This window comes from Pseudoxanthobacter sp. M-2, assembly GCF_046156265.1.
Lineage (GTDB): Bacteria > Pseudomonadota > Alphaproteobacteria > Rhizobiales > Segnochrobactraceae > CAMDHY01.
The window spans coordinates 153,961-175,993 of the sequence record NZ_JAWDIR010000033.1; the positions used below are offsets into that span (position 1 = coordinate 153,961).

At 72.0% G+C, this 22,033-nt stretch carries 22 protein-coding genes; 9 read left to right on the forward strand and 13 right to left on the reverse strand.

The features are described from left to right. Positions 1–112: 112 nt before the first annotated feature. Genes coaE through RUR49_RS15795 form a run of 4 tightly spaced genes read right to left on the reverse strand, consistent with a single transcriptional unit; the run spans position 113 to position 3,009 of the window. The gene (coaE, locus tag RUR49_RS15780; protein ID WP_409147343.1) at positions 113–721 is read right to left on the reverse strand and encodes a dephospho-CoA kinase; all 609 of its coding nucleotides are present in this window, start codon (positions 719–721) and stop codon (positions 113–115) included. Between the two features lie 13 nt (positions 722–734). Beyond that, on the reverse strand, positions 735–1,577 hold the full coding sequence (locus RUR49_RS15785) for a shikimate dehydrogenase (protein ID WP_409147344.1): 843 nt from the start codon (positions 1,575–1,577) through the stop codon (positions 735–737). Then, positions 1,574–2,173 (reverse strand): Maf family protein, encoded by a 600-nt coding sequence (locus RUR49_RS15790; protein ID WP_409147345.1) that lies wholly within the window; start codon positions 2,171–2,173, stop codon positions 1,574–1,576. Before RUR49_RS15790 ends, RUR49_RS15785 begins: the two co-directional genes overlap by 4 nt. Next, entirely contained in the window at positions 2,170–3,009 is an 840-nt protein-coding gene (locus RUR49_RS15795; protein ID WP_409147346.1) for a pyruvate, water dikinase regulatory protein, read from the reverse strand. The genes RUR49_RS15790 and RUR49_RS15795 overlap by 4 nt, the downstream gene beginning before the upstream one ends. Before the next feature lie 427 nt (positions 3,010–3,436). Between RUR49_RS15795 and hemE the strand changes: the two genes are divergently transcribed. The 8 genes from hemE (at position 3,437) to RUR49_RS15835 (ending at position 10,869) form a co-directional block, all read left to right on the forward strand. Then, positions 3,437–4,510, forward strand: coding sequence for a uroporphyrinogen decarboxylase (gene hemE, locus RUR49_RS15800; protein ID WP_409147347.1), 1,074 nt, complete (start codon positions 3,437–3,439; stop codon positions 4,508–4,510). 4 nt (positions 4,511–4,514) lie between these two features. Then, complete coding sequence (hemJ, locus tag RUR49_RS15805) at positions 4,515–4,946, forward strand: protoporphyrinogen oxidase HemJ (protein WP_409147348.1); 432 nt, start codon at positions 4,515–4,517, stop codon at positions 4,944–4,946. A 94-nt stretch (positions 4,947–5,040) separates the two neighbouring features. After that, a complete protein-coding gene (locus RUR49_RS15810) occupies positions 5,041–5,247 on the forward strand; it encodes a YdcH family protein (RefSeq protein WP_409147349.1) in 207 nt (68 codons plus the stop codon). Between the two features lie 109 nt (positions 5,248–5,356). Further along, positions 5,357–5,860 carry a 5-(carboxyamino)imidazole ribonucleotide mutase gene (gene purE / locus RUR49_RS15815; protein ID WP_409147350.1) on the forward strand — a complete coding sequence of 168 codons (504 nt, stop codon included), beginning with the start codon at positions 5,357–5,359 and terminating at the stop codon, positions 5,858–5,860. Continuing rightward, positions 5,857–6,963 (forward strand): 5-(carboxyamino)imidazole ribonucleotide synthase, encoded by a 1,107-nt coding sequence (locus tag RUR49_RS15820; protein WP_409147351.1) that lies wholly within the window; start codon positions 5,857–5,859, stop codon positions 6,961–6,963. Before purE ends, RUR49_RS15820 begins: the two co-directional genes overlap by 4 nt. A gap of 193 nt (positions 6,964–7,156) precedes the next feature. Next, complete coding sequence (rpsU, locus tag RUR49_RS15825) at positions 7,157–7,390, forward strand: 30S ribosomal protein S21 (RefSeq protein WP_409147352.1); 234 nt, start codon at positions 7,157–7,159, stop codon at positions 7,388–7,390. Between the two features lie 126 nt (positions 7,391–7,516). After that, complete coding sequence (locus RUR49_RS15830; protein ID WP_409147353.1) at positions 7,517–8,407, forward strand: tetratricopeptide repeat protein; 891 nt, start codon at positions 7,517–7,519, stop codon at positions 8,405–8,407. A gap of 155 nt (positions 8,408–8,562) precedes the next feature. Beyond that, entirely contained in the window at positions 8,563–10,869 is a 2,307-nt protein-coding gene (locus RUR49_RS15835; protein ID WP_409147354.1) for an Orn/Lys/Arg decarboxylase N-terminal domain-containing protein, read from the forward strand. Between the two features lie 41 nt (positions 10,870–10,910). On the opposite strand, the gene RUR49_RS15840 is transcribed toward RUR49_RS15835, so the two are convergent. The 7 genes from RUR49_RS15840 to ftsE all read right to left on the reverse strand — a co-directional run bounded on the left by RUR49_RS15840 (position 10,911) and on the right by ftsE (position 17,207). Next, positions 10,911–11,933: an NADP-dependent oxidoreductase gene (locus RUR49_RS15840; RefSeq protein ID WP_409147355.1), complete on the reverse strand. Its 1,023-nt coding sequence runs from the start codon at positions 11,931–11,933 to the stop codon at positions 10,911–10,913. 172 nt (positions 11,934–12,105) lie between these two features. Next, positions 12,106–12,750: a BA14K family protein gene (locus RUR49_RS15845; protein WP_409147356.1), complete on the reverse strand. Its 645-nt coding sequence runs from the start codon at positions 12,748–12,750 to the stop codon at positions 12,106–12,108. 185 nt (positions 12,751–12,935) lie between these two features. Continuing rightward, entirely contained in the window at positions 12,936–13,883 is a 948-nt protein-coding gene (locus RUR49_RS15850) for a ring-cleaving dioxygenase (RefSeq protein ID WP_409147357.1), read from the reverse strand. A 46-nt stretch (positions 13,884–13,929) separates the two neighbouring features. Then, a complete protein-coding gene (locus tag RUR49_RS15855) occupies positions 13,930–14,703 on the reverse strand; it encodes a lysophospholipid acyltransferase family protein (protein ID WP_409147358.1) in 774 nt (257 codons plus the stop codon). 57 nt (positions 14,704–14,760) lie between these two features. Next, entirely contained in the window at positions 14,761–15,444 is a 684-nt protein-coding gene (locus RUR49_RS15860; RefSeq protein ID WP_409147359.1) for a YdcF family protein, read from the reverse strand. A gap of 111 nt (positions 15,445–15,555) precedes the next feature. Beyond that, the gene (locus RUR49_RS15865) at positions 15,556–16,551 is read right to left on the reverse strand and encodes a cell division protein FtsX (RefSeq protein ID WP_409147360.1); all 996 of its coding nucleotides are present in this window, start codon (positions 16,549–16,551) and stop codon (positions 15,556–15,558) included. After that, positions 16,548–17,207, reverse strand: coding sequence for a cell division ATP-binding protein FtsE (gene ftsE, locus RUR49_RS15870; protein ID WP_409147361.1), 660 nt, complete (start codon positions 17,205–17,207; stop codon positions 16,548–16,550). The genes RUR49_RS15865 and ftsE overlap by 4 nt, the downstream gene beginning before the upstream one ends. A 265-nt stretch (positions 17,208–17,472) precedes the next feature. On the opposite strand from ftsE, the gene RUR49_RS15875 reads away from it, so the two are divergent. After that, the gene (locus RUR49_RS15875; protein WP_409147362.1) at positions 17,473–17,856 is read left to right on the forward strand and encodes a response regulator; all 384 of its coding nucleotides are present in this window, start codon (positions 17,473–17,475) and stop codon (positions 17,854–17,856) included. Positions 17,857–17,945: 89 nt separating this feature from the next. On the opposite strand, the gene RUR49_RS15880 is transcribed toward RUR49_RS15875, so the two are convergent. Both RUR49_RS15880 and lysA read right to left on the reverse strand, forming a co-directional pair. Continuing rightward, on the reverse strand, positions 17,946–20,588 hold the full coding sequence (locus RUR49_RS15880; RefSeq protein ID WP_409147363.1) for a TIGR02302 family protein: 2,643 nt from the start codon (positions 20,586–20,588) through the stop codon (positions 17,946–17,948). A 150-nt stretch (positions 20,589–20,738) separates the two neighbouring features. Then, positions 20,739–22,019 carry a diaminopimelate decarboxylase gene (gene lysA, locus RUR49_RS15885; protein ID WP_409147364.1) on the reverse strand — a complete coding sequence of 427 codons (1,281 nt, stop codon included), beginning with the start codon at positions 22,017–22,019 and terminating at the stop codon, positions 20,739–20,741. Positions 22,020–22,033 lie beyond the last annotated feature (14 nt).

Below are 22,033 nucleotides of genomic sequence, written 5' to 3' on the forward strand. Positions count from 1 at the left end.
GGCTCCAGGCGGCAACGGGCGGAAGGCGGGGCGAATCGGCGGCTCTTCGCTCACGCCATCGCCGCCGACAAATGTCATCGCGGCGCGACGACGGGCAACCCGCCCAGCCACGTTATCCCCGCATCTGATGATGGCCCGGCAGCGCCGCCACCGCCCGCAGGATCCCCACCACCGCGCACCGCGCCGCATCGATACCGCCGCTGGTGTCGATGAGGAAATGCGCGCGCCGGCGCTTCTCGGCATCCGGCATCTGGCGGGCGAGGATGGCGGTGAGCCGCGCCTCCGTCATGCCGGGCCGTGCCATCGCCCGCTCGCGCTGTACGTCGGCCGGCGCGGTGACGACGACGACGGCATCGACGCGGGCGTCCCCGCCGGTCTCGAGCAGAAGCGGCACGTCGAGCACCACCCGGCGTGCGCCCGCCGCCGCGGCGCGGGCGAGGAAGTCGCCCTCCGCCGCGCGCACCAGCGGATGCACGATCGCCTCCAGCCGGGTGAGCGCCGCCGGATCGCCGACGACGCGGGCGGCGAGGCGCTCGCGGTCGATGCGGCCGTCGACGGTGACCCCGGGAAAGGTCGCTTCGACCGGACCCACGGCGGCACCGCCATAGAGCGCGTGCACGGCCGCGTCGGCGTCGTGGACGGGCACGCCGGCGGCGCGGAACAGGCCGGCGGTGGTCGACTTGCCCATGGCGATCGAGCCGGTGAGGCCGAGGACGAACACCGGCGCCTCCCGCTCAGCCGGCGGGAGGAACGAGCGTGGCGAGCACGGCGCGGCGGAGCGCCGGCGTCACCTCCGGCCGGTGGCCGAACCAGCGCGTGAAGCCCGGCACCGCCTGGTAGAGCAGCATGCCGAGCCCGTCGGCCGTGGGGTTGCCGCGGGCGCGCGCCGCCGTCAGTAGCCCGGTCTCCAGCGGATTGTAGACAACGTCGGTGACGACGGCCGAGCGCGACAGGGTCGAGAGGTCGATCTCGAGCGGCGGCTGGCCGACCTGGCCGAGGGTCGTCGTGTTGACGAGGATGCGGGCGTCGGCGAGGAGCTTCGGCAGCGCCTCCCAGCCGTAGGCCGTGCCGCCGACGAGGGCCGCAACCTCCGCGGCGCGGTCGGCCGTCCGGTTGACGATCGAGATCGGCGAGAACTCGCGCAGCTTCAGCCCGTAGGCGACGGCCCGGGCCGCCCCGCCGGCACCCAGCACCACGGCGGGACCGGGATAGCGCGACCAGTCCGGCAGGGCGTCGTCGAGATTGTCGAGGAAGCCGCCGACGTCGGTGTTGGCGCCCATGATGTAGCGGCCGTCGAGCCACATCGTGTTGACCGCCTTGAGGCCATCGGCGACCGGATCCAGCACGTCGCAGGCGGCGGCGGCGATCTCCTTCAGCGGCACCGTGACATTGCAGCCGGCGAGGCCCGAGTGCGGCAGGCTGCGGAAGAAGGCACGGGCGTCATCGGGCGACAGCGCCTGCGCGTCATAGGAGCCGGGCAGGCCCATCTCCTTCAGCCAGAAGCGGTGGATCGCCGGCGAGCGGACGTGCGTCACCGGCCAGCCGACGACGACGGCGCGGGGAGGGGTGTCGCTCATGAGGTCAGGGCTCCGACGTCGCGCAGGTGGGAGAGGAGGGGCAGGAGGGGCAGGCCGAGGACGGTGAAGTGGTCGCCCTCGATGCGCTCGAACAACTGGGCGCCGAGGCCTTCCAGCTGGTAGCAGCCGACGCTGCCGAGAACCCGGTCGCCCATCGCCGCGAGATAGCTCGCGAGGAAGGCCGCCGAAAAAGGCCGCACGGTGAGGCGGGCGGTGTCGAGATGGCTCCAGACGACCGCGCCTTCGCGGGCGGTGACGACGGCCGAATGAAGCGCGTGGGTGCGGCCCTGCAGCCGGCGCAGCTGCTCGCCCGCATCGGCGATCGATGCCGCCTTGGTGAAGCGCTCGCCGGCGAGGTCGAGGACCTGGTCGGCGCCGATCACCAGCGCGCCGGGCTGTGTGCGCGAGACCGCGAGCGCCTTCGCTTCGGCGAGCGCCATCGCGATCTCGGCGGGGGTGGCGCCGGCGTCGAGCATCGGTGCCTCGAGCGCCCGCTCGTCGACGTCGGCGGGGATGACGTCGAGCGTCACGCCGGCATTGCGCAGCATGTCCGCGCGGGTACGGCTGCCGGAGGCGAGCACGAGACGGACGCTCACTCCGCCGTCTCCCCGTGCTCCAGCGCCTGGCGATCGCGCACCAGCGCCATGATCGCCGCCGCCGTCTCCTCGATCGAGCGGCGCGTCACGTCGATCACCGGCCATCGGTTCTCCGCACACAGCCGCCGCGTCAGGGCGATCTCCTCGGCGATCGCCTGGCGGTCCACATAGGCCGCCGAATCGCGGACAGCATTGAGCGACAGCAAACGGTTCTCGCGGATCTGGGCGATCCGCTCCGGGCTCGCGACGAGGCCGACGATCAGCGGCCGCTTTGCCCGGAACAGTGCCGGCGGCACCTGGATACCGGGGACGATCGGCAGGTTGGTCGCGCGGATGCCGCGGTTGGCGAGGTAGATCGAGGTCGGCGTCTTCGATGTCCGGCTGACGCCGACGATGACGACGTCGGCGTCGTCGATGTTGTCCGGCAGGGCGCCGTCGTCGTGCATCAGCACGAAGTTGAGGGCGTCGATGCGGCGGAAATAGTCGGCGTCGAGCTGGTGCTGGCCGCCGACGCGCGGTGTCATCGGCACATTGAGATAGGCCTGGAACATGTGGACGACCGGGTCGAGCACGTCGGCCGAGGGGACGCCGAGCTCGCGACAGTGCCGCACCAGGCGCTGCGCCATCGCCTGGTCGACGAGGGTGAACAGCACGACGCCGGGCGTCGCCTCGATCTCCATCAGCGCCCGGTCGAGCTGCCGCTCGGCCCGCACGAGGGGATGGACGTGCTCGATCGCCCCGATGCCCTCGTAGCGGGCCATCGCCGCGCGGGCGACGGTCATCAGCGTTTCGCCGGTCGAGTCCGAGACGAGGTGCAGGTGGAAAAAGGTCGGCAAACGGCGCTCGCGATCAGGGCGGCGGCGGGTCGCGGCGGTTGTCCCCGCAGTTGTGCCGGCGCCTGTGGAGGAAACGGGAGAACGGGGCCTTTTTGCCCCGGCGTCGCGATACTGTCGCCGCTGCCGGCTTTCCGATCAACAGGCGGGCCTCGGCGGGGACGTGAAACGGCGCTGTTCGCAACGTCGGGGACACTCTAGGTTCGTCCTCGTGATGTCCACAGCCGCTCCCCAGCCCGCGGCCGACCTAGCCGGCCAGGAGAGGTCGCCGAACGGCTTGGACCGGTTGAGAAATTCGTGACGCCTCCGGCAGCGGGGACAGATCTCCTCCACTGCCGCGAGCCGCCGCCGCCGCCCGCCGCCGAGATTGTGGGAAACCGACAATCCCGGTAATCCACCGCCTAAGAGAAGCATTAAGAAATCATTAACCATGGATTCCTTTGAAGAGGGCGCCGGTGGACGGCGCGAGGACACCGCCACGCCGCCCCGGCGGCTGATGCAGGTGCTTGCGGGCGAGAGCCTCGAGACGCCGCCGATCTGGCTGATGCGCCAGGCCGGCCGATTCCTGCCGGAGTACCGGGCGGTGCGCTCGCAGGCGCCGAACTTCCTGGCGTTCTGCTACAACCCCGACCTCGCGGTCGAGGTGACGCTGCAGCCGATCCGCCGCTTCGGCTTCGATGCCTCGATCATCTTCTCCGACATCCTGGTGATCCCCGATGCGCTCGGACAGCGGGTCCGCTTCGTCGAGGGGGAAGGTCCGCGGCTCGATCCGCTGGCGCTCGCCGACGTCGGCCAGCTCAGCCTCGAGCGGCTCGAGCGCCATCTCGCGCCGGTCTACGAGGCCCTTCGCAGGGTCCGCGCCGAGCTGCCGCCGGAGGTGACGCTGCTCGGCTTTGCCGGCGCGCCGTGGACGCTCGCCACCTACATGACCGCCGGGCGCGGCAGCCCGGACCAGGCGGTGCCGCGGCGCATCGCCTACGGTGACCCCGAGGGCTTCGACCGGCTGATCGCACTGTTGGTGGAGGCCGTGTCGCGTCACCTGATCGCCCAGCTCGATGCCGGGGCCGATGCGGTGCAGATCTTCGACAGTTGGGCGGGGGCGCTCGACCAGACCGGCTTCGAGGCGTGGTCGATGGCGCCGACGGCGGCGATCGTCGAAAACGTCCGCCGGGCGCGGCCGGGTGCGCGGATCATCGGCTTCCCGCGCGGCGCCGGGGCCTATATCGGCGCCTATGCCGCCACCACCGGCGTCGACGCGGTCGGCCTCGACTGGAGCACGCCGTTCACGGCGTCGCGCCAGCTTCCCGACCGGGTGGCGGTGCAGGGCAATCTCGACCCGATGCGGCTCGTCGCCGGCGGACGGGGCCTGGACGCCGCCGTCGACCGCATCCTCGATGCTTTCGAGGGACGGCCGTTCATCTTCAATCTCGGCCACGGCGTCACGCCGGAAACGCCGATCGAGAACGTCGAGCGCGTCGTTGCCCGCGTTCGGGCGCGGGGCTGAGAGAATGGCGGATCTCTATCTCTGGGCGAAGACGCTCCACATCCTGGCGGTGATCGCCTGGATGGCGGCGCTGCTCTATCTGCCCCGCCTGATGGTCTACCACGCCGGGGTACCGGCGGGCTCGCCGACCTCCGAAACCTTCAAGGTGATGGAGCGGCGGCTGCTGAAGGGCATCGCCACGCCCTCGATGATCGCCACCTGGGTGTTCGGCCTGTGGGTCGCCTACGAGGCGGGGTTCTTCTCGTCCGGCTGGCTGCATGCCAAGCTCGCGCTCGTGCTGGTGCTGTCGGGGATGCACGGCTATCTCGCCGGTGCGGTGCGCAAGTTCGCCGCTGACCGCAACACGGTGTCGGCGCGCACCTGGCGCATCCTCAACGAGGTGCCGGCTGTGCTGCTCGTCTTCATCGTCGGGCTGGTGGTGTTCAAGCCGTTCTGACGCGGCTTGGGAAAGGCTATGACGGCTGCCGAAACCGCTGCGATTTGCTATGGTTCGGGGGTCTGCGGCGAGATCGAACAGGGACGCGGTGCGCTTGAACGAAGAGGATGAGCGGGCCGCGCGCCTCGAGCTCGCCCAGCTCAGGCTGGAACATCGCGATCTCGACGCGGCGATCGAGGCGCTGTCGCAGAAGGCGGCGGCGGATTCCCTGCAGCTGCAGCGGCTGAAGAAGCGCAAGCTCGCGCTGAAGGACCGCATCGGCTTCCTCGAGGACCAACTCCTGCCCGACATCAGCGCCTGAGCGGCACGCGCCGTGGCGAGCGCGCTTGCGCGGTCCCGGCAGTTCCGATAATGGCGCGGCTTCCCGCGGCCACCCTGGCCTGCGAGGCCAGCCGCCGGGGCGCCCCGTCATGTCCGCCGCCGTCTCCGACACGCCGCCGATCGCCATCATCATGGGCAGCGCCTCCGACTGGCCGACGATGCGCCACGCCGCCGAGACGCTGGATGCGCTGGGTGTCGCCTACGATGCCCGCATCGTCTCCGCCCACCGCACGCCGGAGCGTCTCTACGACTTCGCCCGCGGTGCCCGTGCGGCCGGCTTCAAGATCATCATCGCCGGCGCCGGTGGCGCCGCCCACCTGCCGGGCATGACGGCCGCGCTGACACCGCTGCCCGTCTTCGGCGTGCCGGTGGAATCGAAGGCGCTCTCCGGCGAGGACAGCCTGTTGTCGATCGTGCAGATGCCGGCCGGCATCCCGGTCGGCACGCTGGCCATCGGCAAGTCGGGCGCCGTCAATGCCGCGCTGCTCGCCGCCGCCGTGCTGGCGCTGACCGACGAGGGCCTTGCCGGCCGGCTCGATGCCTGGCGCGAGCGGCAGTCGTCGGCGGTCGCCGAGCGACCGGACGGGCTGTGAGCGCGGTGGCGACCGCCGGCCGCGACGACGGCCGCGTGCTGGCACCGGGCGCCACCCTCGGCATCCTCGGCGGCGGTCAGCTCGGCCGCATGATCGCACTCGCCGCCGCCCGTCTCGGGCTGCGCACCCACGTCTACTGCCCCGATCCCGACAGCCCCGCCTTCGACGTCTCGGCAGCCCATACGGTCGCCGCCTACGAGGACGAGGCGGCGCTGCGGACGTTCGCGGCCGGCGTCGACGCCGTCACCTACGAGTTCGAGAACGTGCCGCTCGCCACCGCAACCCTGCTGTCGGCCATCGTGCCGGTGCGGCCGGGGGTGCGGGCGCTCGAGGTCTCGCAGGACCGCCTCGTCGAGAAGCGCTTTCTGGAGGGGCTGGGGATCGCCGTGGCGCCGTTCCGCCCCATCGATGGCCCGGCGGACCTCGCAGACGCCGCGGCCGCCCTGGGCCTTCCTGCAGTCCTGAAGACGCGCCGGCTCGGCTACGACGGCAAGGGCCAGACCATGCTGCGCGAGGGCTTCGATGCCGCCGCGGCGTGGACGGCGATCGGCGCGGCACCGGCGATCCTCGAGGGCTTCGTGCCGTTTTCGCTCGAATGCTCGATCGTGCTCGCCCGCGGCCTCGATGGCGGCACCGCCGCCTTCGACGTCGCCGAGAACCACCACGAGCACCACATCCTGCGCCGCACCGTCGTGCCGGCGGCGATGGCGCCGGAGACGGCAGCGGCCGCCGCGGCGCTGGGGGTCCAGGTCGCCGACGCGATCGGCCACGTCGGCGTGCTGACGGTCGAGCTCTTCCTCGTCCGTGATGCGAGCGGTGAGCGGCTGGTGGCGAACGAGATCGCGCCGCGCGTCCACAATTCCGGTCATTGGACCGAGGACGCGGCGAGCGTTTCGCAGTTCGAGCAGCACGTGCGCGCCGTCGCCGGCTGGCCACTGGCCGCGCCGCGGCGGTTCTCGGCCGTCGAGATGGAGAACCTCATCGGCGCGGATGCGCAAGCCTGGCGCGAGATCGCCGGCGAGCCGGGCGCGCGGCTGCACCTCTACGGCAAGCGCGAGATCCGGGCGGGCCGCAAGATGGGCCACGTCAACCGCCTGCGATAGCGCCGGCGCGCGGAATCCGCGCCAGCGGCGTGGACAGGGCCCGCCCGTTCTGCTATCGACCCCGCCATCGAGCGACGTCAAGGCGGCGCGCGAGCGAATGTCGTTCGCGCATCATTGCGTCGAGAGCGAGCTCCAGACCGGGTTTCCCGGCGCGGCGCTCCCCCCAGAATTGAACCAAGACGGGACACGACGCGTGCAGGTTCTCGTTCGCGACAACAACGTCGACCAGGCGCTCAAGGCGCTGAAGAAGAAGATGCAGCGTGAAGGCATCTTCCGTGAGATGAAGCTCCGCGGCCACTATGAGAAGCCGTCGGAGAAGCGGGCCCGCGAGAAGGCGGAGGCCGTGCGCCGCGCCCGCAAGCTCGCCCGCAAGCGCGCCCAGCGCGAGGGCCTGATCCCCGGCAAGCCGAAGCCGGTCACGCGCTGAGCGTTCGGCACGACGCCGTCTCGCGACGACGCGACCACGGCGGCGCCTGCCCCCGGCCCGCTGACCGGGCACCTTCTGGTCGCATTTGGCTGCGAACGTGCCGCCATGCGTGACGGGGGCGAACCCTTGCCTGACCTGAACCGGCCGATCTCCTCAGTGATCGCGGATCGTCCGCGCGCCGCGCTCCGTCGCGGCGGGGCGGCCGCGGTGCTGTGCGCAATGGCGCTCGCCGGCTGCCAGGCATCCGATTCGGCCTCCGGCCCGCCCGTTTCGGTGGCGGCCCGGGCGACCGCGGCGGTCAACATCGATTCGCTCACCGCCGTCGTCGAACAGAACCCGCGCGACCCGACCGCCTACAATATCCGCGGCGCCGCCTACGCCCGCGGCGGCGACCTCAAGTCGGCGCTGGCCGACTTCGACATGGCGATCCGCCTGAAGCCGGACTATTTCCAGGCCTACGCGAACCGGGCGCTCGCCTACCGCAACCTCAACCAGCTGGACCGGGCGCTGTCGGACTATTCGCGCGCCATCCAGATCAACCCGAACTACGACGCCGCCTATGTCGGCCGCGGCAACATCTACCGCCAGAGCAACCGCTTCGACCTGGCGCTGGCCGACTTCGACGCCGCCATCCGGCTGAACTCCTTCGATCCGCGCGCCTTCCACAACCGCGGCCTGATCTACCAGGCGCAGGGGCAGCATTCGTTCGCGATCGAGGACTTCACCACCGCCATCGGCCTCGATCCGAATGCCGCCGAGCCCTACAACGGCCGCGGCCTGTCGCGGCTCGCGACGAACGACCCGAAGGCCGCCGCTGACGACTTCACGGCCGCCGTCACCATCAATCGCGCCTATACGGACGCCTGGATCAACCGCGGCCTCGCCTACGAGACGCTGGGCGACCGCGATGCCGCCATCAGCTCCTACAACCGGGCGCTCGGTCTGCGGCCGACCAGCACGCCGGCCAAGGAAGGCCTTGCGCGCATCAGTTCGGGGCAGCCGCTCGTCCGCTCCTGACGCGCCGGCCACGACCGCCTCCACCTTCGATTCCACCAGGTCAGGCGAACCGTCCCTCCGTCCGCGGACGTGACCGCGTCACGTCGCGCCGGTAAGGTCGCGCCCGGACGTCGGGGCGCGGACAGCCGCCGCCGGCGCGGAGACGAGAGGCCTCCATGCTCGAGCGCACCACCAAGCGGCAACGCCACAAGGTGCTCATTGTCGACGACAAGCTCGCCGACCCGACCGGCTTCGGCGGCCGCGCCGTGCGCGACCTCGTCGGCGAGTTCACAGAGCGCGGCGTCGCCGTGGTCGAGGCGACGAGCTTCGCCGACGGCGAGGCTGCCGTGGTCTCCGACGCCGCTCTCGACGCGGTGCTGATCGACTGGACGCGGGCGAGCGAGGCGGCGGGCGGCCATCCCGAGGGCCTGTCGCTGCTGCGGCTGATCCGCTCGCGCAACGCCGAGATGCCCGTCGTGCTGATGGCCGACCGGGCCGACGGCGAGGCCTTCACCGTCGAGGTGATGTCGCTCGCCAACGAGTTCGTCTGGATGCTGGAGGACACCGCCGCCTTCATCGCCGGGCGGGTCGTGGCAGCGATCAAGCGCTACCTCCACGACCTCTTGCCGCCGTTCACCCAGGCGCTGTTCACCTACATGGAGACGTCGGAGTACTCGTGGGCGGCGCCGGGCCACCAGGGCGGCGTCGCCTTCACCAAGACGCCGGAAGGGCGGATCTTCTACGACTTCTTCGGCGAGAACCTGTTCCGCTCCGATACCGGCATCGAGCGCAGCGCGCTTGGCTCGCTGCTCGACCACACCGGCCCGGTCGGCGAGGCGGAGGCCTATGCGGCGCGCATCTTCGGCGCCCACCGCAGCTACTCGATGCTCACCGGCACCTCCGGCGCCAACCGGGCGGTGATGTCGGCGGCGGTGCCCGACGGAGCCTTCGCGATCTGTGACCGCAACTGCCACAAGTCGGTCGAGCAAGGGCTGGTGCTGTCCGGCGGCATCCCGCTGTTCCTCCGGCCGACCCGCAACCGCTACGGCATCATCGGGCCGATCCCGCCATCCGAGTTCGAGCCGGCCGAGATCCGCGCCCGCCTCGACGCACATCCCCTGCGCGGCGAGGCCTCCGGCCCCGACGCGGCTTACGCGGTGGTGACGAACTGCACCTATGACGGCCTCTGCTACGATGCCGAGGGCGTCGAGGCGCGCCTGGCTGAGAGCGCCGACCGCATCCACTTCGATGAGGCCTGGTACGCCTACGCCCGCTTCAACCCGCTCTATGCCGGCCGCTTCGCCATGCGCGGCGATCCCGGGGAGCACGATCCGGCCGGGCCGACGGTGTTCTCCACCCAGTCGACCCACAAGCTGCTCGCAGCCCTCTCGCAGGCCTCCTACGTGCACGTCCGCGACGGCCGGCGGGCGATCCCGCACTCGGTGTTCAACGAGGCCTACATGGCCCAGCAGAGCACCTCGCCGCTCTATGCGCTGATCGCCTCCAACGAGATCGGCGCGGCGATGATGGAGGGCCCGAGCGGGCTTGCGCTGACCCGCGAGGTGATCGACGAGGCGATCCGCTTCCGCCAGTCGCTGGAGCGCGCCCATGCGAGCTTCGCGGAGAAGGGCGACTGGTTCTTCCATCCCTGGAATGCCCCGACGGTGCCGGACGCGGAGACCGGCGAACCAGTGCCGTTCACCGAGGTGTCGCCCGAGCGGCTCGCCACCGACCCGTCCTGCTGGCTGCTCCGCCCCGGCGAGAGCTGGCACGGCTTCGAGGGGCTGCCGGAGGGCTGGTGCCTGCTCGATCCGATCAAGGCCGGCATCGTCTGCCCGGGCATGGGCGAGGACGGCCACCTCGAGGCGACCGGCATCCCCGCCCCGGTGCTGACGGCCTACCTGCACCGCCACGGCATCATCCCCTCGCGCACCACCGACTTCATGGTGCTCTGCCTGTTCTCGATCGGCGTGACGCGCGGCAAATGGGGCACGCTGATCAACACGCTGCTCAACTTCAAGCGCGACTACGACGCCGACATGCCCTTGAAGCACGTGCTGCCGGACCTCGTGGCGCTGTCGCCGAAGCGCTACGGCCGGCTCGGGCTGAAGGGGCTCGCCGACGAGATGTTCGAGCACATGCGGGCGGCGCGCATGGACGAGTGGCAGGCGCGCGCCTTCACGGCGCTGCCGGCGCCGGTAATGGCGCCGCGGCGGGCGAACGCGGCGCTGTTCGCCGGCGACGCCGTCCAGCTGCCGCTCGAGGACGCGGCTGGCCGGGTGGCGGGGGTCGGCATCATCCCTTACCCGCCCGGCATCCCGATCGTGCTGCCCGGCGAGAACTTCGGCCCCGCCGACGGCCCGTGGCTCGGCTACATGCGCGTGCTGGAGGCCTTCGGCCGAGCATTCCCCGGCTTCGAGAAGGAGCTCGAGGGCGCCGAGCTCACCGAGGACGGCTACCGCCTCTGGTGCCTCACCGACTGACGGCGGCCGTGCCCGAGGGGGGGCCGCCGCCGCCGGTGCCGCTACGGCGCGACGTGGATGACGAGCTTGCCGAAATTGTCGCCCTTCAGGAGGCCGATGAACGCCTCCGGCGCGTTCTCCAGCCCGTCGACGACGTCCTCGCGGTAGCGCACCTTGCCGTCGCGCACCCACGCCGTCATCTCCCGCTCGAAATCCGGGATGTCGGCCGCGAAGTCGTAGACGATGAAGCCGCGCAGCGTCAGCCGCTTCGACAGCACGGCGCGCATCAGTCCGGGCACGCGGTCCGGGCCGGGCGGCGGGGCCGTATCGTTGTAGTGGGCGACGAGGCCGCACACCGGCACCCGGGCGAAGGTGTTGAGCAGCGGCAGCACCGCGTCGAAGACCCCGCCGCCGACATTCTCGAAATAGACGTCGATGCCATCCGGGCAGGCGGCCGCGAGCTTCTCGCGGAAGTCGGGGGCGCGGTGGTCGAGGGCGGCGTCGAAGCCGAACTCTTCCGTCAGCGCCCGCACCTTGGTGGCGCCGCCGGCGATGCCGACAGCCCGCGCCCCGCGCAGCTTTGCGATCTGGCCGACGGCCGAGCCGACGGGGCCGGTGGCGGCGGCCACCACCACGGTCTCGCCCGGCTGCGGCTTGCCGATGTTGCCGAGGCCGACATAGGCGGTGAGGCCGGGCATGCCGAGCACGCCGAGCGCGGTGGAGATCGGCTCGGCGGCGTCCGGCACGCGCCGCACCGCCGACGCCGGCTGCACGGAATGCGACTGCCAGCCGGAGCGGGCGAGCACGAGGTCGCCGTCGCTGTAGTCGGCGTGGCGGGAGGCGATGACGCGCGCCACCACCTCGCCCTCCATCACCGAGCCGATCTCCACCGGGGCGGCATAGGACTTCGCCGCGCTCATCCGCCCGCGCATGTAGGGATCGAGCGAGAGCCACAGCGTCTCCAGCAGCACCTCGCCCTCGCGGGGCGCGGCGACGGGGGCGCGCTCGAGGCGGAAGTCGGAGGGCTTCGGCTCGCCCTCGGGGCGGCTCGCCAGCACGATGCGGGAGGATTGGATCTCGGCCACGGGTGCGGCTCCTGTCGTTCCAGCGGAAGAAGGGACCGGCGGGCTGGCATCGGGGGCCACCGCCGGTCAGGCGGCTCGATGGTAGGGGGTTCGCGCTGCGGCGGAAACGCAGACGGCGCCCCGAAGGGCGCCGCCGCAATTCCGCGTGTTGTCGCGGATGGAGAGAGGCCGGTTACTGGCAGTAGTGCCGCAGGCCGTCATAGCCCAGGTACGTGCCGGTGTTCGGGTCGAACGAGCGGTACTTCGACGAGCAGTAGTCGTACCAGCCCGGCGAGAACGGCGCGTACCCGCCCGCCGACGGCACCGCACCGTTGGCGCGGGTCTCGACCCGACCGGCGGCACCCTCGTAGTAGGTCACGCTCGGAGCGGCGTAGACAGGAGCGGCCACCACGGCACCCGCAACGACACCGGCCGCGAAGGCGCTCGGCGCCCACCAGCCCCAGCCGTAGCCGCGACGATAATAGTAGCGCTTGTTGTTGTTGTAGTGGCGGTGGTTGTTGTTGTAGCTGCGGTTGCGATTGTGGTTGTTCGCGTAGCGGTTGTTGTTGCGCGGGTTGCCGCGCCGCACCGACGTCTGCGTCACCTTGCGGGTGTTGGACGTCCGCACCGTCTTCGAACGATTGACGTTCTTCGAGCGGTTGGCGTTACCGCGCGGGGCGACCTTGCGGTTATTCTGCGCCTTGCGGTTACCGGCCTTGTTGCCGCCCTGCTTCTTGATCTCTTTCTGCTGGGCAGCAGCGGGCGTCGCCGTGACCGTTGCCGCGATGGGCGCCGTCGCGATCAGCGCGGCGGCCAGCATCAACATCATCTTGCGCATCACTGCGCCTCCCGTTCTTGTCAGGTTGTCGCCGTGAAACGCCGGCGAAGCACGTTTGGTTCTCAAACGCTTCGAATAATCGAGTCCTACGGCTTAGAAGATGAACCGCACCTGAACTCGGCCGACGATTGCGCGAGCCTAGGTGGACCCGTGATGCCGGCCCATCCAAATCAAGTGGCGACGGATCAGAGAGGCTTCAAGCCCGCCTCGATGTCGCGGCGATGCGGCTCGAAGGCGGGCGGCAGGGCGAGCTTCGTGCCCATCGTCTCGGCCGGCTCGTCGGCGGCGAAGCCCGGCCCGTCGGTGGCGATCTCGAACAGGATGCCGCCCGGCTCGCGGAAATAGAGGCTGCGGAAATAGAAGCGGTCGACGACGCCGCTGTTCGGCACCCCGAAGGAGGCGAGCCGCTTCACCCAGGCGCGATGCTCGCGGTCGTCCGGGGCACGGAAGGCGATGTGGTGGACCCCGCCGGCGCCGGGGCGGGCGACGGTGAGGTCCGGCCGCACGGCGACGTGGAGCTCGGCCCCCGGCCCGCCCTCGCCCATCTCGAAGACGTGGACGCGGTGGTTCGGCGATACCGGGTCGGGATAGTCGCGTACGGCCCGCATCCCCATCACCTCGGTCAGCACCGTCGCCGTCGGCGCGAGCTCCGGCACCGTCAGGGTGATCGGGCCGAGGCCGCGAATCTGCCGCTCCGCCGGCACCGGGCTCTTCTCCCACGGATGGGCCGGCCCAGTGCCGCCGTCGTCGACGAGGGCGAGGCGCTGGCCTTCCGGATCGGTGAAGTCGAGCACGCCGCGGCCGTCCCGCACCGTCGGCTCGGCGACCGAGACACCGGCGCTCGCGAGATGCGCGCGCCACCAGTCGAGCACGCCCTCGCCGGCGACCCTGAGACCGGTCAGCGTGACGGTGCGGCCACCGCGGCGCTCCGGTGGTGCCGGCCAGTCGAAGAAGGTGAGGTCGGTGCCGGGCGAGCCGTGCTTGTCGGCGTAGAACAGGTGATAGGCGGTGACGTCGTCCTGGTTCACCGTCTTCTTGACGAGGCGCATGCCGAGCACGCCCGTGTAGAAGGCGTGGTTGCCGGGCGCGTCGGCGGAGACGGCGGTGACGTGGTGGATGCCGGTCAGCTGCACGGGACGGTCTCCGGATTGGCGGCCGCGGCGATGCCGGGGCCGTCGGTCAGGCGGATGGCGCGGCGGGCTCGGCGCGCGCGGGGATCGGCGGTGGCCGCCGGCTGGCCGCCGCCTCGGCGATCAGCCGATCGGAGGCGTCCTCGATGTCGCGCTCCAGCTTGGCGAGGAACTCGCGCCGCGGCATGCCGGGGGCGATCGGCGGCAGGAACTCGACGATGATCGTGCCCGGGTAGCGCAGCCACGAGCGCCGCGGCCAGTAGAGGCCGGAATTGAGGGCGACCGGCAGGCACGGCGCGCCGCAGGCCTCGTAGATGTAGCCGACGCCCACCTTGTAGGCCGGCGGCCCCCCCGGCAGCGTGCGCGTGCCCTCCGGGAAGATGATCACCTGGCGGCCCTCGGCGATCGCCTGCTTCGCCCGCTGCGTCATCTCGATGAGGGCACGCGCCCCGGCGCTGCGGTCGATGGCGATCATCCCCATCTGGCGCGTGCCGAACCCGAAGATCGGGATGCGGCCGAGCTCGTGCTTCAGCACGAAGGCGGCCGAATCGAACATCGGGATGAGGGCGAAGGTCTCCCACATCGCCTGGTGCTTGGCGGCGACGAGGAAACCGCCCTCGGGGATGTTCTCGAGCCCCCGCCACTCGACGCGGGTGCCGCCGACGACGCGGTGCAGCCAGACGACGATCCGCCCCCACAGCTTGACCAGCGGCCAGGCACGCCGGTCGGGCAGCAGGAAGAACGGCCAGATCACCAGCAGCATCAGCCAGGTGAAGCCGTAGAGCATGACCGTGAAGGCGAGCGAGCGGAGAACGACGAGCACGAGGGAGAACCGGCAGCGAGGGATCGGCGGCGTCTGGCCCGGAGAACCGGAGCCCGCTCACAACGTCGTAGACCGGTCCGCACCGGAGGAAGGACCGCCGGCGCGCTCGACGAGGAGGCGGGCGCGGGCGAGGAGATACTTCAGATACTCGGCGCCGAGAAGCCTCGCGGCGGCGGGATTGCGCCACCAGGCGTCGAGCTCGAGCTCGCTGCGCACCACCGGATAGGGGATCAGCGTGCGGTCGGGCAGCGCCTCGGAGAATTCGGCGAGCGAGCGCGGGATGTGGTAGGCGCTGGTCACCACCATCACCGAGCGGAAGCCGTGCGCCTCCACCCATTTGCGTGCCTCGGCGGCGTTGCCGATGGTGTCGGCCGCCTCGCGCCCGAAATCGACGCAGCAGCCGTTGAAGGCGGCGAGCGAGGGCTTGTCCTTCGCCACCGCCGCTTCGCTCACCTGCGGATTGACGCCGGAGATCAGCATCCGCGAGCCGCGTCCGGCGGCCAGCAGCGCGATGCCGTTCGGGATGCGCTCGGCGCCACCGGTGAGCACGACGATGCCGTCGGCGCGGGCATCCGTGGGGGGTGCGGCGGTGGTCACCGTCCAGACGAAATGGGCGAAGTCGCCGCCGACGAGGACCACGGCGAGCCCGGCCACAGCGAGCATGGCACGCGGCACGCGGCCCCACGAGCGCACGCCCCGGACCGGCCGGTCGGCCGGAGGGGTGTCGCGTCGAGCGGGCACGTCTGGTGTCGTATCGGGCCAGCCGGTCACGGACATGACATCAAGCTAGCGCGGAAATGCGTCTGCGGCGAGGCACTTCCTGCGGCCCGGAGGCCCGGGTGGCGGGCCCGCTCAGGCGAGCGTCGCGAGGTGGCGCTGCACCGCCAGCCGCGACGTCGCGGTGGTGAGAACCGTCACCACCAGCACGATGGCGGCGACGCCGAGATAGCCGGTGAGGCTGATCGCGGTGGTGCCGAAGAGGTCGGCCGTCGGGTCGGTGCCCTCGACGCTGCCGGCGAGGCTGAGCAGCCCGAAGGTCGCCGCCGCTGCGACGGCCCCGGCGAGCGCGCCCTTCAGCCCGACAACGAGGAAGTGGCGGCCGAACTCGGCGGCGATGAAGCGGTCCTCGGCGCCGACGAAGTGCAGCACCTCGATCACCTGGCGGTTGGAGGCGATCGCCGCGCGGGTGGCGAAGACGACGGAAAGCGCCATCGCGGCCAGCACCAACGCGAGAATGGCGAGACCGCCCAGCACCGCCGTGGTGGCGAGGCCGGCGAGCCGGGCCGCCCAGGCGGTGTGGTCGTCGACGCTCGCGCCGGGGACGGCGGCGGCGAGGTCGGTCGCGAGCTTGGCGAGATCCGCCCGCTCGGCGTCGATGATCTCGACGGAGACGAGGCGGGGCACCGGCAGCGCCTCGAGGTCGACGCCGGTGCCGAGCCACGGCTCGACCAGGCCGCGCGTCTCCTCGGTCGTCAGGGCGTGCACCGTGCCGACCCCCGGCATGGCGCGCGCGAGCTCCACCGCCCGCTCCGTGGCCGCGGCAAGGTCGACGCCGTCGCGAGGGCGGACCTGGATGGTGACCTCGCGGGCGATGTCGGACTGCCAGGATGCGGCGGCGTCGGCGACCACCGAGACGGCGCCGACGGTGAGGCTGGCGAGATAGCCCATGATCGCGATGACGAGCACGAGCGCGCGGCTCGCCACTGCGCCCGGCGGCACGATCGGCGTCTGGCCGGCGTGGGCGCGCCGGTCGCTCCACGGCAGGAAGCGGGCGAGGCCCGGCGGAACGGCCGGGCGGCGGCCGGCCGCCGGCGTGCCGGCGCGGGCGAGAGGATCCGGTGCCGTCACCGCGTGATCTCGAGGCGGCCGTCGGTGATGACGAGCCGGCGGGCGTCGACCTGATCCATCAGGGCGATGTCGTGGGTGGCGATGATGACGGCGGTGCCGAGGCGGTTGAGCTCGATGAACAGGCGCAAGAGCCGGCGAGCGAGCGGCGGGTCGACGTTGCCGGTCGGCTCGTCGGCGAGCAGCATCTCCGGCTGGGTGATGAGGGCGCGGGCGATCGCCACGCGCTGCTTCTCGCCGCCCGACAGCACCGGCGGGAAGGCGTCGAGCCGCTCGCCGAGCCCGACCCAGCGCAGGAGCTCCTTGACATCGTGGCGGTAGTCGCTCTCGTCGCGCCCGAGCACGCGCAGCGGCAGCGCGACGTTCTCGTAGGTGGTCAGGTGGTCGAGCAGGCGGAAGTCCTGGAAGACGACGCCGATGCGCCGCCGCAGCGTCGGCAGCTCCGTCTTCGAGACCGTGGCGGTGTCGCGGCCGAAGACGCGGATCAGCCCCCGCGTCGGCCGCAGCGACAGGAACAGGAGGCGAATCAGCGAGGTCTTTCCGGCGCCGGACGGGCCGGTGAGGAACTGGAACGACCGTGCCGGGATGTGGAAGGAAAGGTCGCGCAGGACCTCCGGCCCCATGCCGTAGCGCAGTCCGACGTTCTCGAAGCGGATCACGCGGTGAGGACTCCCAGCGCGGGGACGGAAGGGGCAGTCACCGGCCGGTCGCCGGGGCCGCGCGCGTCGGCACCCGGCCATGACGGGCAATTGCGGCGAAAGCGGTGATCGCAGATTAACCGCGCCTTCCGCAACCCGGGAGCCCAAGGACCCGCAACCCTTCGTCTTTTCCGCTCGTTAACCGGCGGCGGCGGATGGTCCTCGTGTCGCCGCACGGGGGTCGGGTCCGGAAAGGGCTCGCACCGCGGGACGGGAGCAGTCTCTGATGGCACGCATCCTTCTGGCGGAGGACGACGAGGCGGTCCGGCGGTTCGTGCGCCGGGCGCTCGAACTCGACGGCCACGACATCGTCGAGACGGCCGACGGCTCGACGGCGCTCGAGGTGCTGGCCGGCTCGCGGGAGCCGTTCGACCTGCTCCTCAGCGACATCACCATGCCGGAGCTCGACGGCATCGCGCTCGCCCACGCCGCCCACGCTGCGAAGCCCGAACTGCCGATCGTGCTGATGACCGGCTATGCCGAGCGCCGCGAGGTGGCGGCCGGTCTCGCCTCGGTGGTGCGCGTCGTCGTGGCGAAGCCCTTCAGCCTCGTCGAGCTGCGCCGCCAGGTCGGCCGGGTGCTGGCGAGCTGCGGCAAGATCGCCGCCTGAGCAACAGCCACGCGGACGGGAGCTCCCGAGGGATGGGGAGCCCCGGCAGAGATTTGCCACGGGAGTGATGCGGCTCCGGCCGCCGCCGCTCAGTTGCGCGGCAGCAGACGATCCAGATAGTCGAGCTCGAGCTGCGGGCGGGTCGGGTCGCCGAGGCGGCGGCGCAGCTCGTCGAGGATGCGCCGGGCTCGCTGCACGTCGATCTCGTCGGGCACGCGCACGCTCGTGCCGAGGTCCGGCCCTTCGGTGCGCCGCATGCGGCCGAGCGGATCCTCGTTCATCGCCGACGGCGTCTGGCCGCCGGGGCCGGGACCCGGCTGGCCCTCGCCCATCATCTGCTCGGCCATCTGCTGGGCACCGCGGCGCAGCGCGTCGAGGGCGTCGCCCTGCGGGCCGATGGCGTTGCCGGCCTCGCCCTGGCCGAGAGCGTCACGCGCCCGGCCCATCGCCTCGCCGGCCTGGCCGAGCGAGCCGTTGCCCTGGCCTTGCCCCTGGCCTTGTCCCTGGCCCTGCGCCTGACCCTGGCCCTGTCCGGGCGACTGGCCCTCGCCCTGCTGGCCGTCCTGCCCCTGCTGGCCCTGGCCCTGCTGCTGGCCGTCACCCGGCTGCTGCCCCTGCTGCCCCATCTGGTCGAGCAGGCGCTGCAGCTGCTCGGCGAGCTGGCCCTGGCCTTCCTGCAGGCGACGCATCGCCTCGGCCATCTCCTCCGGCGTCATCGGCTGCTGCTGGCCGGGCTGCTGGCCGCGCTCGAGACCGTAGGTCTCGTCCATCAGTCGCTGCTGTTCCTGGATCATCCGGCCGAGCTCGTCGAGCGGACCCTCGCCCTGCTGGCCCTCGCCGGGCTGCATCGGGCGGGCCGCCTGCAGGTTCTCCAGCATCTGCTGGAGCTGCGAGAGCAACTGCTGCGCCGCCTCGGTGGAGCCCTGGCGCGCCAGCTCCTCGATGCGGTCGAGCATGCGGTCGAGGTCCTGCGGACGCAGCATCTGCGCGTTCGGGTTCATCGGCTGCGCCGCCTGCGGGTTCTGGCGCATCTGCTCGGCGAGCGAGGCGAGGAAGTTCTCCATCGCCCGGCGCAGGTCCTCGGTGAGCTTGGCGATCTCCTCCTCCGACGCGCCGTTCTCCAGCGCCCGCCGGAGCGCCTCCTGGGCGTCGCGCAGCTCACGGGCAGCGAGCGACAGGTCGCCGTCCTCGATGGCGAGCGCGAGGCTCCAGAGTTCGTCCAGAACCGCAGTCAGCTGCTCGTCGCTCTCGGCACGCACCAGGTGGCCGTAGGCGAGGCGCATGCCGACATAGGACGACGCGCTGTCGAACAGCCCTTCCGGTGAGATCATCAGCGCATCGAGCGCATCGATCACCCGCGTCTGCGCCTGCACGTCGAGGGCGAGGAAGCGGCGCTGCTCGACGACGGCGCGGGCGAGCGGCTTGCGGAAGGCGCGCTGCGGCAGCGTCACCGCGATCGTCTCGCTGCGGCCCTCCTGGCCGGCCTCGTCGCGCACCACCAGCGTGACGTCGACCTCGGCACCCGCCCACGGGTGGCTGGTGAGGTCCTGCATCGTCTTCGTCGAGCCCGAGCGGGCCCGGTGCGAGGGCAGCGCCAGGGCCGCCTGCGGCGCCTCGACGAGCGGCCGCACGCCGGCGGTGGTGGAATCCTTCGGCACGAACTCGGCGCGGCCGTCGACGACGCCGTAGTCGTCGCCGATCTCGTAGGTGAACTCGAGCGCGCCGCTCGCCTGGACCTTCGGCTCGCCCACCCAGGCGACCGTCGGCGGCCGGTCGGGCTCGACGGCGAAGGCCCAGCGCGCGAGCTCGGTATCGCCCCGCTGCACCGTCACGCCGCCGTCGGCATCGAGCGGCACGCGGTACTCGCGCACCGCCTGCGGGCCGGGGGTCGGAACGGTCCGGGTGGCGTCGGCACCGGCGGGCGCAGCGATCTCGACGGGGGTCGGACCCTCCGGCCCGTCGGCGATCACCACGGCGTCCTCGGCGCCGTGCAGGCGGACGACGACCTCGCTGCCCGCCGGCATGCGCAGCGGCGCGTTCGAGGCGACGCGGCCCTCGCCGGTCAGGAAGACCGGCGCGCGGCCGGTATAGGGCGGCGGCGACACCCAGGCGTCGAGGCGCATCGGCGGCTCGGCCGCGGGTACGCTCAGCGGCGCGAAGGCGGCGCCCATGCGGCCGAGATAGTCGCCGGCGCCGGCGAACAGGCCGACGAACAGCAGCGCGCCGACGACGGCGCGCGCCGCCCACGGGTCGCGGCGGAACAGCGCCGGGCGGGGCGTGCCCGCCTTCAGGCCAGTGAGCGCCGCCTCCATGCGGGCGCGGTGGGCGCGCCACAGCGCCGCCGTTGCGGGATCGTCGCCGGCGCTCGCCAGACCGTCTTCGACGGCGGTGAGCGGACGGTGGTCGGTGCCGGACACGGTCTCGATGCGGCGCACCGCCTCGTCGCGCCGCGGCGAGCGCACGCGCGCCAGCGCCACGAGCGGCACGAGCAGCATCGCGGCGAGCACGGCGAGCAGGCCGACGCGGAGCCAGCCCGGGACGACGGTCCAGACACCGAGGAAGGAGAGCGCCGCGAACAGCGCCACCACGCCAGCGACGCCGGCGACCGGCGGCCACAGACGCTCCCACCACAAGGCGAGGCCGGCGCGGCGGACGAGCCCATCGATGCGCCCGCCGGGCGCGGAAGCGGCCCTGGTCGGCGACGCGGAGCGGCGGAACGCGCGGTCGATCATCGTCAGGCAATCCCACGAAGGCCGCGTGGAGGTCCACGCGGCTGCCGTCCCCCATGCAACCCTGCAGCCAATATGCCGCGATTTTGGGGCACGACCACCCCTGCGACGATCGGTGTGTCGCAAGCGCCTCGCCGGAGCGCTCCGGGGCCGTCAGTCGGCGGGGGTCTGCAGCCAGTCGGGGACGTGGTCGAGGCCGATCAGCTCGTCGTAGGTCGGCCGCGGCCGCACCACGGCGAAGCGGTCGCCGTCGACCAGGACTTCGGGCACCAGCAGGCGGGTGTTGTAGGTGCCGGCCTGCACCGCCCCATAGGCGCCGGCGGAGAAGACCGCCAGCAGATCACCCGCGGCGACCGGCGTCATCGCCCGGGCGAGCGCCAGGAAGTCGCCGGATTCGCAGACCGGGCCGACCACGTCGACGCGCCGGAGCGGCGCGTGGCGGGCGGCCGCGCGCACCGGCCGCACCTCGTGGTGGGCGTCGTAGAGGGTCGGGCGGACGAGGTCGTTCATGCCGGCGTCGACGATGACGAAGGTCTTCGCCTCGCCCTCCTTCACGTAGACGATCTCGGTGACGAGGATGCCGGCATTGCCGGCGATCAGCCGCCCCGGCTCGAACAGCACGCGGCAGCCGAGGCGGTTGGCGTGCCTCTCAACCACCGCCGCATAGGCGGCCGGATCCGGCGGTGGCGACAGATCGTCGCGGTAGGGGATGCCGAGCCCGCCGCCGAGGTCGACGTGGTCGATGGCGTGCCCGTCGGCGCGCAGGGCGCTGATCAGTTCGCCGAGGCGCGAGAAGGCGTCGTCGAAGGGTTGCAGCTCGGTGATCTGCGAGCCGATGTGCATGTCGATGCCGTGGACGGCGAGCCCGGGGAGCGCCGCGGCGCGGGCGTAGGCGTGGCGCGCCTCCTGCCACGGGATGCCGAACTTGTTCTCCGACTTGCCGGTCGAGATCTTGGCGTGCGTACGGGCGTCGACGTCGGGGTTGATGCGCAGCGATACCGGCGCGGTGCGGCCGTGGGCCGTCGCCACCTGCGACAGCCGCTCGAGCTCGGGCAGCGATTCGACGTTGAAGCAGAAGATCTCCTCAGCCAGAGCGTACGCCATTTCGGCCGCGGTCTTGGCGACGCCGGAGAAGACGATGCGGCTGCCCGGCACGCCGGCGGCGCGCGCCCGCCGGAGCTCGCCCTCGGAGACGACGTCCATGCCGGCGCCGAGGCGGGCGAGCGTCTTCAGCACCGCCTGGTTGGAGTTCGCCTTCATGGCGTAGCAGACGAGCCCGTCGAGCCGCGCCACAGCCTTGGAGAACACCTGGTAGTGCCGGGTCAGGGTCGCCGTCGAGTAGATGTAGACGGGCGTGCCGACGGCGGCGGCGATCGCCGGCACCGGCACGTCCTCGGCGTGCAGCACGCCGTCGCGGTAGTCGAAGTGGTGCACAATACTGGCCCCGG

What these genes read in the sequence shown, in the direction of transcription:
- RUR49_RS15880 (WP_409147363.1), bottom strand. Translation starts at nt 20,588, where the DNA reads ATGATCGACCGCGCGTTCCGCCGCTCCGCGTCGCCGACCAGGGCCGCT.
- RUR49_RS15835 (WP_409147354.1), top strand. Translation starts at nt 8,563, where the DNA reads ATGCTCGAGCGCACCACCAAGCGGCAACGCCACAAGGTGCTCATTGTC.
- hemJ (WP_409147348.1), top strand. Translation starts at nt 4,515, where the DNA reads ATGGCGGATCTCTATCTCTGGGCGAAGACGCTCCACATCCTGGCGGTG.
- purE (WP_409147350.1), top strand. Translation starts at nt 5,357, where the DNA reads ATGTCCGCCGCCGTCTCCGACACGCCGCCGATCGCCATCATCATGGGC.
- RUR49_RS15845 (WP_409147356.1), bottom strand. Translation starts at nt 12,750, where the DNA reads ATGCGCAAGATGATGTTGATGCTGGCCGCCGCGCTGATCGCGACGGCG.
- RUR49_RS15785 (WP_409147344.1), bottom strand. Translation starts at nt 1,577, where the DNA reads ATGAGCGACACCCCTCCCCGCGCCGTCGTCGTCGGCTGGCCGGTGACG.
- hemE (WP_409147347.1), top strand. Translation starts at nt 3,437, where the DNA reads ATGGATTCCTTTGAAGAGGGCGCCGGTGGACGGCGCGAGGACACCGCC.
- RUR49_RS15875 (WP_409147362.1), top strand. Translation starts at nt 17,473, where the DNA reads ATGGCACGCATCCTTCTGGCGGAGGACGACGAGGCGGTCCGGCGGTTC.